The sequence below is a fragment of the Nocardia sp. NPDC004260 genome (genome assembly GCF_053603155.1).
The window spans coordinates 64,349-78,765 of sequence record NZ_JBSGEZ010000034.1 but is presented as its reverse complement, the minus strand read 5'-3'; the positions used below and the strand labels follow the sequence as shown (position 1 = coordinate 78,765).

The following is a 14,417-nucleotide window of genomic DNA, read 5'->3' as shown; positions in this document are numbered from 1 at the left end:
GGCCGAGGTGCGCCGCCGCCACCACGCGGTCCGCCCGCTCCGCCGGGGCGCGGGCCGGTGCCGCTGCCGCTCACATAGCCTGCCCGGCCCGGCGCCGCCGTGCCCTTCACGCCGACCGCCTTGGTGCCCATGGCGCCGAGAGCCGCCACACCGACCAAGGTGCCGCCCGCCGCGGTGAAACCCGAACCGCCGCTGCCGACGATCGCGACGGCCGGAGTGACCAGTCGCATCAGCGCGGGCAACACGAATGCCACGCTGCACAACAGCACGATCGCCACCAGCATGCGCTGGGCCTGCTCACCGTCGGGCAAGCCGCTGGTCGGAGTGAGCGAGTCGACGTGGCCCGCCGTGGTGAACGCGATCATGTAGACGATCGCCGCCACCGGTTTCCACAACATGAAGGCGATGATCCAGCCGATGAGCTTCTGATAGGACTGCTTTCCGATGTTCATGCCGGAGGCCGCCGCAGCCAGCGGGAGCACACCGGCCGCGATCACCAGCAGTCCCTGCCGGACGATGGCGAGCACGATCTGCGCGAGCGCGCCGAGCAGGCCCACGATCGCGATGATCAGCACCAAGCCGGGCGAAAACGCTTGCAGCTTGCTGGTTTTCACCATCAGCTCGGCGAGGTCCTTGGCATTGCCGTTGGTCGAGTCGTCGATGATCCACTCCGCGAAGCGGTCCGACGCCTGCGTGCCAGCGACGATGACCGCGCCCAGCATCCAGGAACTGAACACGACACGGGTGAACATCCGGAACGATTCGGCCGCCTCGTTCATCGCGGCCCCGCGTCTGGCTTCGGCCAATCGCGCCCCGGACAGGATCACCGACGCTATCAGCAGCAGGATCTGCGCTTGATAGGTGTAGTCGTTGATCTTCGTGAACAACGAACCGGAATCGCTGACCGCCTCGTTGGGCACCTTCATCCAGAAGGTCAACGCCAGGATGATGGCCTCGCCGAGACCGTTCATCAGCGAATCGACCACCTTGCCGAACGTGGAGTCCCAGGCCTTGTCCTTCACCGCCGTCGCAGCCTGGTTGGGATGCGAGGCGGCATTGCCCGCCTTGCACGCGGCGGACGCGGCGTCACCGAGGGTGAAGCCGGGCAGCCCGAGGCCGTCGAGGCTGTCGTGGATCTCGTTGCACGTATCGTCGAAGCCGTACGTCTGGCCGTAGGCCACGGTCGGAGTCGCGATCATCACCGTGAAGATGACCGCGAGGATTGTGACTAGCCGCCTCACCATTGTGTCCACCCATCGATCGAACCGATCGTTTCGAGCGGCTGCGTGTCGCCCGCGGACGACTTCAATCTCCAGCCACCGTCACGCCATACCACGTTGAGTCTCATGGCCACCCAACTTCGCCCGCCGTGCAGGAACTCACGGGTCTTGCGGGCGACACGAACAACAGCGAAATCGTCACCATAGCTTTCGATTCGAAATGCGTCGGACGCGTACAGCAGCGGTTTGACGCTCTCCGGCAAGACGTCGGGCACTTTGCCCTCGGCGATCCTGCGCTCCCGGTCGGCGAGTTCCTCGGGCGTGAGGATCACCAGCCGCTGCCACAGCGTGTGGTCGGTGGGCCGGGCCACGGTCCGCCAGTAGATCTGCTCGGCGGCCAGGGCGGCGCCCTGCGGGGTCTTGGCGAACCCCGTCGGCACACCGTTGTCGACGCGCGCGGGTCCATCGGTAGTCGAGAACGGAACGACGGGGCCGCCGTACACCTGTTGCCAACCGCCCGGCTGGTTCGTCCCGCCCGGCGCGCCGGTCTGCCACTCCGGATCGGTCGGCGTCCGTGGCGCGCCCGACTGCGAGAGTGCCTGCCCGGCGGGATCTTTCGGGATATCGAAACGATGACCGAACGAGTCCGCACCCGTTCCGGCGAAGGACGACCCCGGACCGGGTGCGCCGGAAAGGTCGGCCGATGCCGTCGTCTGCGACAACTGGCCGGCTGCCGCGTCGTCGTCGCGGACCGCGAACACGGTGACGACCGCGGCCACCGCCACGGCCAGTACCGCTCCCGCGCCCAGCACGGCAGGCGGCATGCGATCGGAAGACCTCCTACGACTCACCATCGCGTCCACCCCTGCAATGACTCGACGTACTCGGTCTGGGCGTTGTTGGTGGTCGTGGGCTTCAGGCGCCAATCGCCCGCGTCCCACACCATGGCCAGACGCGTCGCCGCCCACAGTTGTTTGCCGTCGATCACCGGGCCCCTGGTGGCCAACCGGACGATGGCGAGATCGTCGGCGTAGTCATCCACTTTGAACGCGTCCGAGGCGACGAAGTAGCGGGTCACCTTTTCCGGCTGCTGCTTCGGCAGCCGGGAGTCGGCCAGCGCCTTGTCGTAGGCGGCGATCTGCTGGGCGGAGACCCGGACCTGGCGCACGTACAGATCACGGTGGGCGGGCCGGGCGTTGAGCCGGTAGGTGATCTGGGCCGCGGCCAGCACCGCGCCCTGCGGGGTGTGCGAGTACCCGACGGCCAAGTCGTCCTCGATCCGGGTCGGCCCGTCGGAGGTGGAGAACGGCACGGACGCGCCGTACACCCGCTGCCAGCCGTGTGGTTCGGCGGTGCCCTCCGGCGCGGCGGTCAGCCAGTCCGCGTCGCTGGGCTTGCGCTGCCGGGAGGGGTCCTGCGCGAGCGGCTGCCCGGCAGCGTTGTTCGGGATGTCGACCCGTCTGCCGAGGATGTCCAGCTCGGGGCTCGCGAAGCCGGTGCCACCGGAGCCTTCGGCGACGGCGGGCGCGCCGGCGACCGGCTCGTCGTCACGGCTGACGAAAACGAAGATGCCGACCACCACGATGAGCGCCAGCACGGCGGCGGAGGCGACGATCCCGAAGGAGACACGGTCGCGCGCGTACGACTCCCTGTCGCTCACGTCGGTGCCTCCACTTTCACGATGTCGGTAGGTAATGCGTCGATCGAATCGATCGGTCGCACGGTCGAATCCGGATCCGGCAGCCGTAATCTCCAGTCGTCGCCGAACCACTCCACGGCCGTGTGGTGCACCGCCTTCGACCTGTCGGAGTACTCCGTGTACACGTCCACGGTGGACCGCGACTCCGAGTAGCCGGTGATCTTGTAGCCGAGCAAACGGGGCGCGAACTCCGGGCCCGCGGGGCCGGTGATCGAAAGCTGCACCCGGTTGATCGCCCACTCGTCTTTGGCCGGGCCCGGAACCAGTTCCGCGGCAGCGACTTTCGCCCATTGGGTATCGGCCGCCACGGCCAGCCGCACCGAGTGGGTCAGCGCGGCGATGGCCGCGCCGCGCGGCGAGTGCTCGAAACCGGTCGCCGCGCCGTCGGCCGTCGACCGCGGTCCTTGGCCGGTGTGCGGTAGCGGCACGCCTTGGAACGGCTGCCACCGCACATCGGTGGGAGCGGCCGAGAGGTCCGGCCCCACCGAGTCCGCGCCACCGCCGCAGCCGACCGCCGCGAACAGCAGCGCGGCGCCGACGACTCCGGCCGCGGGGCGGCGGATGTCACGCCGCCACGCCGCGGTGTCCGCCGGCCGCAGTACTGTCGAATTCATTCCCGCGTCGTCCCCGTCCCGCTCCGGCGGCTCACGCGGGCAGGAACGCCAGGGCGATCCCCGACGCCGTGCTCGCCACCACAGCACCCAGCAGGCTCATCAGAACGCCGTGCGAGGCATCGTTCATGGCCAGGTCACTGCGAAAGACCAGCCACAGCTTCCCCGCGGAGACGATCATCCAGGCCAGGCACACCAGAAGGACGAACCACAGCAGCCAGTTCAGCAGCTGCATCAGCGGTGCGAGGACGTCCGCGGGCATCTGCTTGTAGGCCAGCGGCCCGGCCGCGAGCATGTGTACGGTACCCATCGCCGACATCAGGTCCCGATGACCGCGTTCATGATGGTGCCCGCGCTCGTGGCGACCACGCCGCCGATCATTGCGCCCGCTACCATCTTCGGCGACTCCAGACCACCACCGGTCCACTTCTCCCAGGCGAACTTGCCACCCGCGTAGACGATGCCGCAGATCCCGGACAACAGGACGAACCACGTGAGATACCGCACCAGCTGCAGGATCTTCTCCGAACCGGGCGGCGCCTCGGGCGTCGGATTACCGACTTGCGCGAGTACGGTGCCGTACGTGTCCTGCACGGCGAGGAGGAGCGTGCTCATCGGGTGCCTTTCTCGAATAGTGGGTGGTGGTCGCCGATGCGATGCGGACGTTCACTCATCGGACGGCTTGCGAAGATCCGGAGACCCGCGGTCGTAGCCGGCCTCCTCCAGTGCCGTCCGAGCTGCCGCCACGATGTCGGCGCCGAGCTCCCGGACATCGAGCGGGACTTCCTCCAGCAGATCGAGCTTGCGTTTCCTCGGTGGCACCAGGTCACCGGGCGACCACACCGGCAGCTGCTCCGGTTCGACCAGCGTCCACTCCTCGTACCACGGCACCTGCCACACCTGTCCGGCCAGGGAGCCGACCACGTCTCGGTAGCGCCGGATCTCGGGAGCCATCCGTCCTGGCCGGGCGGCGACGGTGATCAGGCCGAGCACGTCGGAAGGACCCGCGAAACCCGAAAGATGTTGGCGCAGAAGGTCGTGCGCGCGAGACAGACCGGCGATGGTCTCCCTGGCGACGAGGACGACGAACGGGCTTTCGCGGTCGAAGACGCCGGGCCAGCGGCGGCCCGAATCCGCCGCGGGCGCAAGCACATGCGCGAGGGTACTGGCTCCCGCTCCGCCGTGCACACCCAGCAGCCAGACCAGCGGCGCACGGCCGACACCCGGTACGGGACGGTCCCAGACGGCGGCACGGCGGGACTCCGGCGGGGCGATCACACCGGCGGGCGCGGGATCGGGCTGACGCGGAAAAATCATGGCGGCGGTCATGATGCCACCCCGGCGAGCAGGCGCCCATACGCCCGGCGCGTCTCGTCCGCCAACGAGGCGTGCCGCACGAGTTCACCACGGGCCAGATGCGGATCGTAGGGAATCTCCCTGATATCGCGGACCCAGCCGGACAGGTGCTTGCGCAAATGATCCGCTACCCGGGAGTCGTCGCCGGGATACTGGTGCGAGATGACGATGGTGGTGTCGCCGACGATGCCGCCGCCGTGTCCTTCCTCGGCGGCGCCGAACTGGTCGTCGAGCCATTCCAGGGCGACCCGCAGCCGGTTGGCCGCGTCGTTGCGCGCCGGAATGGCAAGTATCAGAGCGACTTCCGCGTCATCGAGCAAGGGAAGCAGTTGCCGGGCGGCAATCGGATGCCCCCCGTCGTAGACGCCGGTGTATCCGGCGTCGCGCACCGCGCGGGCGACCGTGAGATAGGTCGCACGCCTGCGCAGCGGCGCGGCATCGCGCCACAGCAGGCCGACGCCCGAGGTCGCCCGCGACAGGCACTCCTTCAACGGCGCGGGCTCGTCGTCACCGCGTCCGTACAACCAGGACTGCAAACTGATCGGGTGCAGATGCTCGTCCGCGCCACGCAGCGCGAGATCACTGCCCGCCGAAGTGGCGTCCACCGCGACTGTCGGCGTTCCACCCGTGCCCATCTCACCCGCCAAACCCAATGCCGTCGTCGTGGTCCCCGCACCACCGCATCCACCGACCACCAGGATCGGCCGCTGCGCCGGACGATCCGCATCGGAACCGTCACCCTTGCCGCGCCGCAACCGCACCACCGGAGCCTTCGAACGCACCGGCCGGCTCGACGCCGCGCCCTCCCCGGGCGCATCGTCGAGCCAGCGGCTCCAGTCCTCTCCCATCGCCTCTGCTCTCCTTTATCCGGCCGTGATACCCGTGATCAGGGTGCGGCCGTCGATCACCGCGGTGGTGACCGTCTGCCTGTTGTACGTGGCGGGCGCGCCGCCGGGCCGGTACTCGGTGACCTCCACCGAATACCGGTTGTCCGCGACCGTCACGATCCGCACGCAGTGCGTCGTGCCGATCGGGACGGAGTCGATGCCCCGCTGGATGACCCAGGCGGGTTGGACGTCGGCGTCCGCCGCGACGGCCGCGCGGGCGCGGTCCCCCGAACGTTCGACGTAGTACGCGTACTGGAACGACAGCACCGCGTCGGGTCCGGAGCCCGTGCCGCCCGGCTCCGCGCTGCGCACGATCGCGTCACTGCGCTCGGTCGGGCAGGCGCCCGCGCTCACCGCGCGCGGGTCACCGCCCGCGTGCACACCGCCGACGGTGAGCTGCACCGACGCGGACACATGTGAGTCCTTGGGCAGCGCGGCGCGACCGGCGGCGGAGCGCAGCACCAGCAGCACGCACACCGCGGCGACGGCGATGATCAGCACCGCCGCGATCCCGATGAGCAGCAGCCGTGCTCGGCGCACCGCCGGATGGTCGCGGGCGGCTTGGCGCAGCGCACGCGACACCGCAGGGCGCGGCCGCTCGACCGGCTCGGGTATGTCGTCGTCGGCCCACGGCAACTTGACCGGCTCGGCCTGCCGCGGCGCGACGTAGTCGTCATCGGGGCCGGGCGCCCGGCCGGTCACCACCCAATCCGACCACCCGCCGGTGAATTCGCTGCGCTGCGCGGGCAGATCCGACGGGACCTCCTCGGGCTTGCGCTGCCACGGCTCGGTGTCGTCGCGGATGTAGTCCGGGTAGCGCGACGGCGCGTCGTCGTCTGCCGGTGCGATGGTGTCCGCCTCATCCGGCTTGCCCGCCTCTGGCGTACCGACCGTCGGCTCGAGAGCGCCGTACCAGCGGGAAAGCTGTTTGTACGACTTCAACATTCCCCCATTCCCGCAGAGCAGGGCACGCAGTATCGCATCGTCGGACCCTCTCGGCGATCAGTTCGTGGAGAACGGGTAGGTGTTGGGTGTGCCGGTTCGGTCGGTGGGCGGAATCGACGTCACGCCGCTGGATGAGGCGCCGTCGGCTCCTGTCCCGAACGGAAATTGTCCCGTACCGGACGAACTCGGCGTGGGAGACGCGCCGGAGCCGTCCCCGAAGAATCCGGTCGGCTGCTTCTCCAGCACGGCCCTCGGCTCGGCCTTGCTGCCGAAGGCGTCGGCGATGTCGCGAGCGACCGCCGCGAACCAGTCGGCCACGAACTGGGTGGGTGCGTCACCGTTCGCCGAGACGGTCGCGCTGGTGTAAGCGGTGTGACGCTGCACGGTGTCCCAGTAGCGCACCCACGTGGTCGTGTTCAGCAGCTCGCTGTTGTCGGTGATGTTCTGCACCACCGCGTCGAACGCCTGGGTGACCAGACGGACGCCGGTGGTCGGCGGGATCAGCTGGGGAATGGCGCCGAGCAGCTTGACCCCGAGCGAAAGCAGGGCGGCGGGCGGATTCGCCAGGCCCGCGGTGGCGAGTTCGGTAATGTTCGCCGGGGCGATCACCGTCCGGACCACCGCGATCACCGAGTTCAAACCGATCATGCCGACTTTCAGCAGCGCCTGCAGCGCGGCGGGCAGATTCAGCGGAGTGCGTGGATCCGAGGCGTCGGCGAGGCGCTGCGAGATCGACTTCCGCGGCGAGATCGACAGGGTGGCCAGCGAGTTGCCCTGGATGTCGCCGTTGACCACTTCGGTCGCGGTCTTGATGGAGGTGAACGCCAGCGCCTGCGCGATCGATACCAGTGAGGCGATCGGGTCGCCGCCGCTGAGCTTGGACTGGCCCGCCACGTTGGCGACCGCCTTCAGGATGGGCGCGCCGTCCGGGGCGTCGCAGGCGAGATCCCCCGCCGCGCAGAAACTCGCCACCCGGCCCGTGAGGGCCCCGAAATTCGCGGCCTTGTCTCGTTCCGGGCCGATGCCGCCGCCGGTGGCGGGCGCCTGCGGCAGTGCGGCGATGGACACCAGCCGGTTCCCCGAGGTTCCCGGCGCCGGGTCCGGCGTCGCCTTGCCGGGCGCGCCGGGAAAAAGCGGCGCACCGGGATTGCGGGTCGGGTCGCCGAACAACGCGACCGCGGCGACCTTTTCGGCGGGCAGCGCACCGTGCCCTTGACCGACCTCCTGGGCGAACATCGAGGCGACGTGCGCGCCCTGCGAATAACCGACGACCGCGAACCGGCTGTTCGGGCAAGCCTCGGCAACAGTCCCCGCCATGCTCCGCAGACGGGCCAGGCCGCCGGCCACGGATTCCGAATACGGCACCGCGCCACCGGCTGTCGCACCGCCGAAACCGGATTCGTATGGCACGTACGCCCGATCGACGAGTCCGGTGTCCGGAGCTTTCGCCATCATCGGGCGGAACACGGTCGAGAGCATGCCGGTGTCGGTGGTGGGCGCGGCATCCGGCGACGATTCACCGGTGCCTTGAATGCCCAAGGCGTACAACGCGGGACAGGTCGTGAGACGGATCTTCGTGGACGGGCCAACGGGATTCGACGGCTCCGCCGCGGCGACACCGGCGGTCGCCACAGCCACGGCGAGTGCTACCAGCATCCCCGAGAGTCTTGCCGAGTATCCAGTCATAGCGATCCGCAATCAAGTCGTCAGCCGCAGCTACCTCAACGCCATGAAACGCAATAGACCGTAACAGATTACGGCTATTACTGCCGCATCGACGGAAAACTTCCACGACACACCGGGATGAACGCGACACGCAGTGGCGCGTTCCGGGGAAGGGTCCGACAAGTTTCCGGCATCGCGCCCCGAATGGCAACCCCTGGAGCCGAGTTGGCGGCAGGCGGAAACCCTTGCGATAAGAGCTAATTGACAGCTACTCGAAGGGTTCGCGCGTCAGGCCGCAGAGGTGATGCGGTAGACGTCGTAGACGCCCTCCACGTTGCGCACCACATTCAGCAAGTGCCCCAAGTGTTTCGGATCGCCCATCTCGAAGGTGAACTTGCTGATCGCCACCCGGTCGCCGTGCGTGGCCACCGAGGCGGACAGGATGTTGACCTTCTCGTCGGCAAGCACCTTGGTCACGTCGGACAGCAGCCGCGTGCGGTCGAGCGCCTCGATCTGGATGGCGACCAGGAACACCGAGGACGGCGACGGGGCCCAGGACACGTCGATGATCCGCTCGGCCTGCTCACGCAGGGAGCCGGCATTGGTGCAGTCGGTACGGTGCACGCTCACCGCGCCACCGCGGGTCACGAAGCCCATGATCTCGTCGCCGGGCACCGGAGTGCAGCACTTCGCCAGCTTGGCGACCGTGCCGGGAGCGCCGGGGATCAGCACGCCCGCGTCGCCGGTGACCCGCTGCCTGCTCGGTGTCGTCGACGGGGTGGAGCGTTCGGCCAGCTCGTTCTCCACGTCGCCGATGCCGCCGAGCTGCGCCATCAGCCGCTGCACCACGTGGTGCGCGGAGACCTGGTGCTCACCGACGGCGGTATAGAGCGTGGAGATGTCGGTGTAGTGCAGTTCGTGGGCGACGGCGGTCATCGCGTCGACGCTCATCAACCGCTGCAACGGCAGCCCGACGCGACGGACTTCCTTGGAGATCTGCTCCTTGCCGCTCTCCAGCGCCTCCTCGCGACGCTCCTTGGCGAACCATTGGCGAATCTTGGCCTTGGCGCGCGGCGACACCACGAAGTTCTGCCAGTCGCGGCTGGGTCCCGCGTTCTGCGCCTTCGAGGTGAACACCTCGACGACCTCGCCGTTCTCCAGCTGACGCTCCAGCGCGACCAGGCGCCCGTTCACCCTGGCGCCGATGCAGCGGTGCCCCACCTCGGTATGCACGGCGTAGGCGAAGTCCACCGGCGTCGACTTCTGCGGCAGCGTGATCACGTCACCCTTGGGCGTGAACACGAAGATCTCCGGCGATTTCAGGTCGAAGCGCAGCGACTCCAGGAACTCGGCCGGGTCGGCGGCCTCACGCTGCCAGTCCAACAGCTGGCGCATCCACGCCATATCGTCGACCTCGGCGGTGTCGTTGGAGTGTTTGCCCCTGGTCTCCTTGTAGCGCCAGTGCGCGGCGATGCCGAACTCCGCGGTGCGGTGCATATCCTGGGTGCGGATCTGCACCTCCAGCGGCTTGCCGTCCGGACCGACCACGGTGGTGTGCAGCGACTGGTAGACGCCGTAGCGCGGCTGGGCGATGTAGTCCTTGAACCGTCCCGCCATGGGTTGCCACAGCGAGTGCACCACGCCGACGGCCGCGTAGCAGTCGCGCACCTCGTCGCACAGGATGCGGATGCCGACCAGGTCGTGGATGTCGTCGAAGTCCTTACCCTTGACGATCATCTTCTGGTAGATCGACCAGTAGTGCTTCGGGCGGCCCTCGACGATCGCGTTGATCCGGGACGCGGCCAGCGTGTTGACGATCTCGGCCCGCACCTTCGCCAGGTAGGTGTCGCGCGAGGGCGCGCGGTCGGCGACCAGCCGGACGATCTCGTCGTACTTCTTCGGGTGCAGGATCGCGAAGGCGAGGTCCTCCAGCTCCCACTTCACCGTCGCCATGCCGAGGCGATGGGCGAGCGGTGCGATGACTTCCAGCGTTTCCTTGGCCTTCTTGGCCTGCTTCTCCGGCGGCAGGAAACGCATGGTGCGCATGTTGTGCAGCCGGTCGGCCACCTTGATCACCAGCACACGCGGGTCGCGGGCCATCGCGATGATCATCTTGCGGATGGTCTCGGCCTCGGCGGCCGCGCCCAGGTTGACCTTGTCCAGCTTGGTGACGCCGTCGACGAGGTGCGCGACCTCGGAGCCGAAGTCCTGGGTGAGCTGTTCGAGGCTGTAGCCGGTGTCCTCGACCGTGTCGTGCAGCAGCGCGGCAACCAGCGTGGTGGTGTCCATGCCGAGTTCGGCGAGAATGTTCGCCACGGCGAGCGGATGGGTGATGTAGGGGTCACCCGATTTGCGGAACTGATGCTTGTGCCGCTCGTCGGCCACGTCGAACGCGCGTTGCAGCAGCGTCAGGTTCGCCTTCGGGTACAGCTCGCGGTGCACGGTGGCCAGCGGCTCCAGCACCGGCTTGACCGCCGCGATACCGCGCTGCCCGGTCATGCGGCGGGCCAGGCGGGCTCGCACCCGGCGCGAAGCCGAGGTCGGAACGGCGGAAGAGGTGCCGGGCTGACGCGGCGGGGTCGCGTTCTCCGACGCCGGCGGTTTCGGGGACTGCGCGGCGTCGGTGGCGCCCGCACCGTTCGACCGCGAGCCCGACGTCGATTGCTCGACCTTCGCCTCGCCCAGATGCTGAGTCATGCCACCACCTCTCCGCGCCTCGATCGGACCACCCTATCCGACCGGTGCAACCTCCCGGACCACCAACTTTAGTCCGGGCCGAGCACCCACGTCCGCTCCGCCGAGGAAGGATGCGCGCCGGAGTGCCGGGACGACGAACCGGCGCGGGCGCGCAGCGGTGCCGGCCACCCTCTTCGACCGTGGTATTTCGGACACAGACGGAGCACGGCGCTCGATGGCCTCCCCGCGCACGCGACGCTCTCCGCAGCGAGCTTCATTCGCCTGACCAGCGCTTCTACCGACGAGGCGTGATCCACGAACCGGTGGGGCGAGTACTACGAGTCGAGGCGAGACAGGCGCGGTCAGCGAGTGGCGGCGGGCTGGGATCCGGCGAACGGCGTCCGGCCGGAGCCGGGCTCGGAACGAAGCGAGCGACCGTAGAGATCGGCGGCGGGAGCGACGTCGAGGGTCGCTGTCGGGTGAACGCGGAGTTTCCTGCTTTGCCCCGGTCGGCCGCCGCGGACGTGCTTCGCACCGTCGCTTGACACGTCCTTCGCCGGTATGGCTGGCTGGCCGTTGTGACCCCAGCGCGCACCGCCGAGCGCATTCGCGTGGCGGCCGTCGGCGACCTGCATATGCACGCGGCCGTGGCCGGGCGTTTTCGTCCGGACTTCCTGCGCCTGTCGGAAGCCGCCGATGTCCTTTTGCTCGCAGGCGATCTCACCGATGGCGGCACCCCCTCGCAAGCCGATCTGCTGTGCGCGGAACTCGAAGGTCTTCCCGTGCCGGTGGTCGCCGTACTCGGCAATCACGACCATGACGACGAATCGGGCGACCTGATCGCGGCACGGCTCACCACGGTGGGCGTCCACGTGCTCGACGGCACTTCGATCTGTCTCGAGATCAACGGCATTCGGCTCGGCGTCGCCGGAGTCATGGGCGGCAGCGGTGGCTTCCCCGGCCATCCCGGCACACCGGACGAGGGGTCCGCCGAACACCGCGCTCGCATGCGGCGCGGCCCGGTCGACGCCCTTCGCCTACGCCGGGCACTCGGCCGGATCGACTGCGAAACTCGCATCACGCTCACGCATTTCGCGCCCGTCGTCGGCACCCTGGCCGGGGAACCGCCGAAGATCTACCCCGGCCTGGGTTGCCATGATCTGGCCGAGGCGGTCGACGCGGGCTGGGTGGTGCTCGCGGTCCACGGACATGCCCATGGCGGTACCGAATTCGGCCGCACCCAGGGCGGCGTGCCGGTACGCAACGTCTCCTACCCGGTGCTGCGGCGCACCTACGCCGTCTACGAGGTCGGGCCGAGCTCGCGACGTCCGGCGGACCATGAGCAAGTACCGTCCCCGCCATGATCGTCGCCCGTTCCCTGCTGCTGTTCGCCCTCGCCGCGCTCGCCGAGATCGGCGGCGCCTGGCTGGTGTGGCAGGGCTGGCGAGAACAGCGCGGCGTCGTCTGGATCGCCGCGGGCGTGCTCGCGCTCGGCGTCTACGGCTTTGTCGCCACCTTCCAGCCGGACCCGAACTTCGGCCGCATCCTGGCCGCCTACGGCGGTGTCTTCGTCGCGGGCTCGCTGGCCTGGGGCATGCTGGTGGACAAGTTCCGCCCCGATCGCTGGGACTACCTCGGTGCGGCGATCTGCCTTGTCGGCGTCACGGTCATCATGTACGCGCCGCGCCGCTGACCGGAGTGTCGCGGCGCCCTCGATCGTTGTCTCGCGGATCCGGTGCACGCCCTCGAGGAACGACGCACGAGCGTCCCGCGGACGGGTGCGCCGACTCACTCGGGTGCGCCGAACGCCCACACCGCGGCAGGCCTGCCGGTCGCTTTGGCCCGACGCCGTTCGGCGGTACGCGCCAGTCCCGGGATGGCCGCCAGCGTCCGGTTCAGGTTCGCCGCATCGGGACGGGCTCCGGACAGCGCCGTGGCGGCCTCCACCGCCCTGGTCGCGGGGAACTCGGCGCCGAGCAGAGCTCGGGTGAACGTCGAGTCCTTCCACAACAGCCCGGTCAGGACACCGCGGGCCACGCCGACGATGCATCCTGCCCGACCGGCCGCGCGGGACGCGGACCCTCCTCGCGGTACGCCGAGGATGTGTTCGCGGACCCTTCACCCCGCGACCGGATACGCCATCCGTGTGCGGTCAGTCCGCGGCGTCTGCGGCTTCGAGCACTCCCCCGATCAGCATCGTTCCCGGCGCTTGCCTGCCACCGGGTCCGGAAAGCCACCGGACATTGTCCGCGGTCAGCGACCCACCGCACTCCCGGCACACCACCACGCCGGACGTTCGCCGCCCGCACTCGCGATGGACCACTACGGCTGGCGGGCCTTCCGCGCCCGCGAGCCATTTGTCACCCCAGGTGAGCAGCATCGCGAGGACCGGATACAGGTCACGGCCACGTTCGGTGAGCAGATACTCGTAGCGGGCCGGATTCGACTGGTACGCCCGCTTTTCCACGATGCCGTGCTCACGCAGCACCTCCAGACGAGCGGCGAGCACATTGGAAGCGATACCGAGGTCGCGACGCAGATCCTCGAAGCGGGTCAGGCCGACGAACAGATCGCGCAGGATCAACGGCGTCCAGCGCTCGCCGATCGCGTCGACCGTGCGCGCGATCGAGCAAACGATGTCGGAGAAAGCGGCCTTGGGCATTTGCCCAGTCTAGTCCATTGCTTTTTGCAAGTGACTTGAACTAGGTTCGGACCCAGCGACGAGCGAAGGGGTTGACCGGCATGTCCGACGCCATCACCGAGTTCCGATCCGCGACCGAAAGCGGCGACATGGCTGCGCTGACACGGGTACTCGCGCCCGATGCCGAATTGATTTCACCGCTGTCCGGCCGCCTGGTCTTCCGCGGCCGGGACGACCTGCGCGTGCTGCTCTCCGCCGCGTACGGCAGTCTCACCGGCTTGCGGTGGACCGAGGAGATCGGCGACGGCGCGCGGCGCGTCCTGCTGGCCGAAGCCAAGATCGGACCGTTCCGGCTGACCGAAGCGCTGGTGCTGCGGCTCGACGAGCAGGGCCGCATCCGCACGTTGCAGCCGCACCTGCGTCCGTGGTTGACGCTCACCTATCTCGCGCTGCGACTGGCGGCAGGCCTGGTCGAACATCCCGGCGTCATCCGACGGGCAGCTCGGGCCGCGTGAACACCTGGAGCCGGGCCCGACGATCTGTTACCCGGCTCCCCTGGGTGTGCAGTCCGAACCGGTCGCCGCCGAGCCCGCCCGGTTCCCGTGCCGCCCTGCGTCGGGCACCGCGGCTGGATCGGCGTCCGGCTGGATGTGGAACCCCACTGGGACGAGGTCGCCGAGATCGTCCGGGACGGTTACCGACTCGGCGCCCCGAAGC

15 protein-coding genes and 1 pseudogene are annotated in these 14,417 nt (G+C 69.0%); 3 read left to right on the top strand and 13 right to left on the bottom strand.

The genetic code is table 11. The features are described 5' to 3' along the window. The 11 genes from ACWEO7_RS20900 to ACWEO7_RS20850 form a co-directional block, all read right to left on the bottom strand. Window positions 1–1,244 (bottom strand): hypothetical protein (locus ACWEO7_RS20900; protein WP_452425394.1); only part of this gene is annotated, 1,244 nt, incomplete at its 3' end. Further along, window positions 1,238–2,074, bottom strand: coding sequence for a hypothetical protein (locus tag ACWEO7_RS20895; protein WP_452425392.1), 837 nt, complete (start codon window positions 2,072–2,074; stop codon window positions 1,238–1,240). The genes ACWEO7_RS20895 and ACWEO7_RS20900, both read right to left, overlap by 7 nt. Further along, a complete protein-coding gene (locus tag ACWEO7_RS20890) occupies window positions 2,068–2,880 on the bottom strand; it encodes a hypothetical protein (RefSeq protein WP_379251037.1) in 813 nt (270 codons plus the stop codon). The genes ACWEO7_RS20895 and ACWEO7_RS20890 overlap by 7 nt, the downstream gene beginning before the upstream one ends. Then, window positions 2,877–3,533 carry a hypothetical protein gene (locus ACWEO7_RS20885; RefSeq protein ID WP_355070513.1) on the bottom strand — a complete coding sequence of 219 codons (657 nt, stop codon included), beginning with the start codon at window positions 3,531–3,533 and terminating at the stop codon, window positions 2,877–2,879. The genes ACWEO7_RS20890 and ACWEO7_RS20885 overlap by 4 nt, the downstream gene beginning before the upstream one ends. 31 nt (window positions 3,534–3,564) lie before the next feature. After that, on the bottom strand, window positions 3,565–3,840 hold the full coding sequence (locus ACWEO7_RS20880; protein ID WP_452425389.1) for a hypothetical protein: 276 nt from the start codon (window positions 3,838–3,840) through the stop codon (window positions 3,565–3,567). Window positions 3,841–3,848: 8 nt separating this feature from the next. Further along, window positions 3,849–4,145 (bottom strand): hypothetical protein, encoded by a 297-nt coding sequence (locus tag ACWEO7_RS20875; protein WP_039799032.1) that lies wholly within the window; start codon window positions 4,143–4,145, stop codon window positions 3,849–3,851. A 51-nt stretch (window positions 4,146–4,196) separates the two neighbouring features. Beyond that, a complete protein-coding gene (locus tag ACWEO7_RS20870; protein WP_356961661.1) occupies window positions 4,197–4,859 on the bottom strand; it encodes a DUF6668 family protein in 663 nt (220 codons plus the stop codon). Continuing rightward, a complete protein-coding gene (locus tag ACWEO7_RS20865; protein WP_450025884.1) occupies window positions 4,856–5,734 on the bottom strand; it encodes a MinD/ParA family ATP-binding protein in 879 nt (292 codons plus the stop codon). The genes ACWEO7_RS20870 and ACWEO7_RS20865 overlap by 4 nt, the downstream gene beginning before the upstream one ends. 15 nt (window positions 5,735–5,749) lie before the next feature. Further along, complete coding sequence (locus tag ACWEO7_RS20860; RefSeq protein WP_452425387.1) at window positions 5,750–6,718, bottom strand: hypothetical protein; 969 nt, start codon at window positions 6,716–6,718, stop codon at window positions 5,750–5,752. 57 nt (window positions 6,719–6,775) lie between these two features. After that, the gene (locus tag ACWEO7_RS20855) at window positions 6,776–8,374 is read right to left on the bottom strand and encodes a cutinase family protein (RefSeq protein WP_452425385.1); all 1,599 of its coding nucleotides are present in this window, start codon (window positions 8,372–8,374) and stop codon (window positions 6,776–6,778) included. A gap of 297 nt (window positions 8,375–8,671) precedes the next feature. After that, complete coding sequence (locus ACWEO7_RS20850; protein WP_452425383.1) at window positions 8,672–11,080, bottom strand: RelA/SpoT family protein; 2,409 nt, start codon at window positions 11,078–11,080, stop codon at window positions 8,672–8,674. A 557-nt stretch (window positions 11,081–11,637) separates the two neighbouring features. Here ACWEO7_RS20850 and ACWEO7_RS20845 point away from each other — a divergent pair. Together ACWEO7_RS20845 and ACWEO7_RS20840 are read left to right on the top strand one after the other, a co-directional pair. Then, on the top strand, window positions 11,638–12,423 hold the full coding sequence (locus ACWEO7_RS20845) for a metallophosphoesterase family protein (protein WP_452425381.1): 786 nt from the start codon (window positions 11,638–11,640) through the stop codon (window positions 12,421–12,423). Beyond that, a complete protein-coding gene (locus ACWEO7_RS20840) occupies window positions 12,420–12,752 on the top strand; it encodes a YnfA family protein (protein ID WP_355070497.1) in 333 nt (110 codons plus the stop codon). Before ACWEO7_RS20845 ends, ACWEO7_RS20840 begins: the two co-directional genes overlap by 4 nt. Window positions 12,753–12,847: 95 nt before the next feature. On the opposite strand, the pseudogene ACWEO7_RS20835 reads toward ACWEO7_RS20840, so the two are convergent. Both ACWEO7_RS20835 and ACWEO7_RS20830 read right to left on the bottom strand, forming a co-directional pair. Next, window positions 12,848–13,105, bottom strand: a pseudogene (locus ACWEO7_RS20835) (NUDIX hydrolase); the annotation flags it as partial. Between the two features lie 106 nt (window positions 13,106–13,211). Beyond that, window positions 13,212–13,721 carry a winged helix-turn-helix transcriptional regulator gene (locus tag ACWEO7_RS20830; RefSeq protein ID WP_452425379.1) on the bottom strand — a complete coding sequence of 170 codons (510 nt, stop codon included), beginning with the start codon at window positions 13,719–13,721 and terminating at the stop codon, window positions 13,212–13,214. 80 nt (window positions 13,722–13,801) lie between these two features. On the opposite strand from ACWEO7_RS20830, the gene ACWEO7_RS20825 reads away from it, so the two are divergent. Then, window positions 13,802–14,215: a nuclear transport factor 2 family protein gene (locus tag ACWEO7_RS20825; protein ID WP_452425377.1), complete on the top strand. Its 414-nt coding sequence runs from the start codon at window positions 13,802–13,804 to the stop codon at window positions 14,213–14,215. Window positions 14,216–14,417 lie beyond the last annotated feature (202 nt).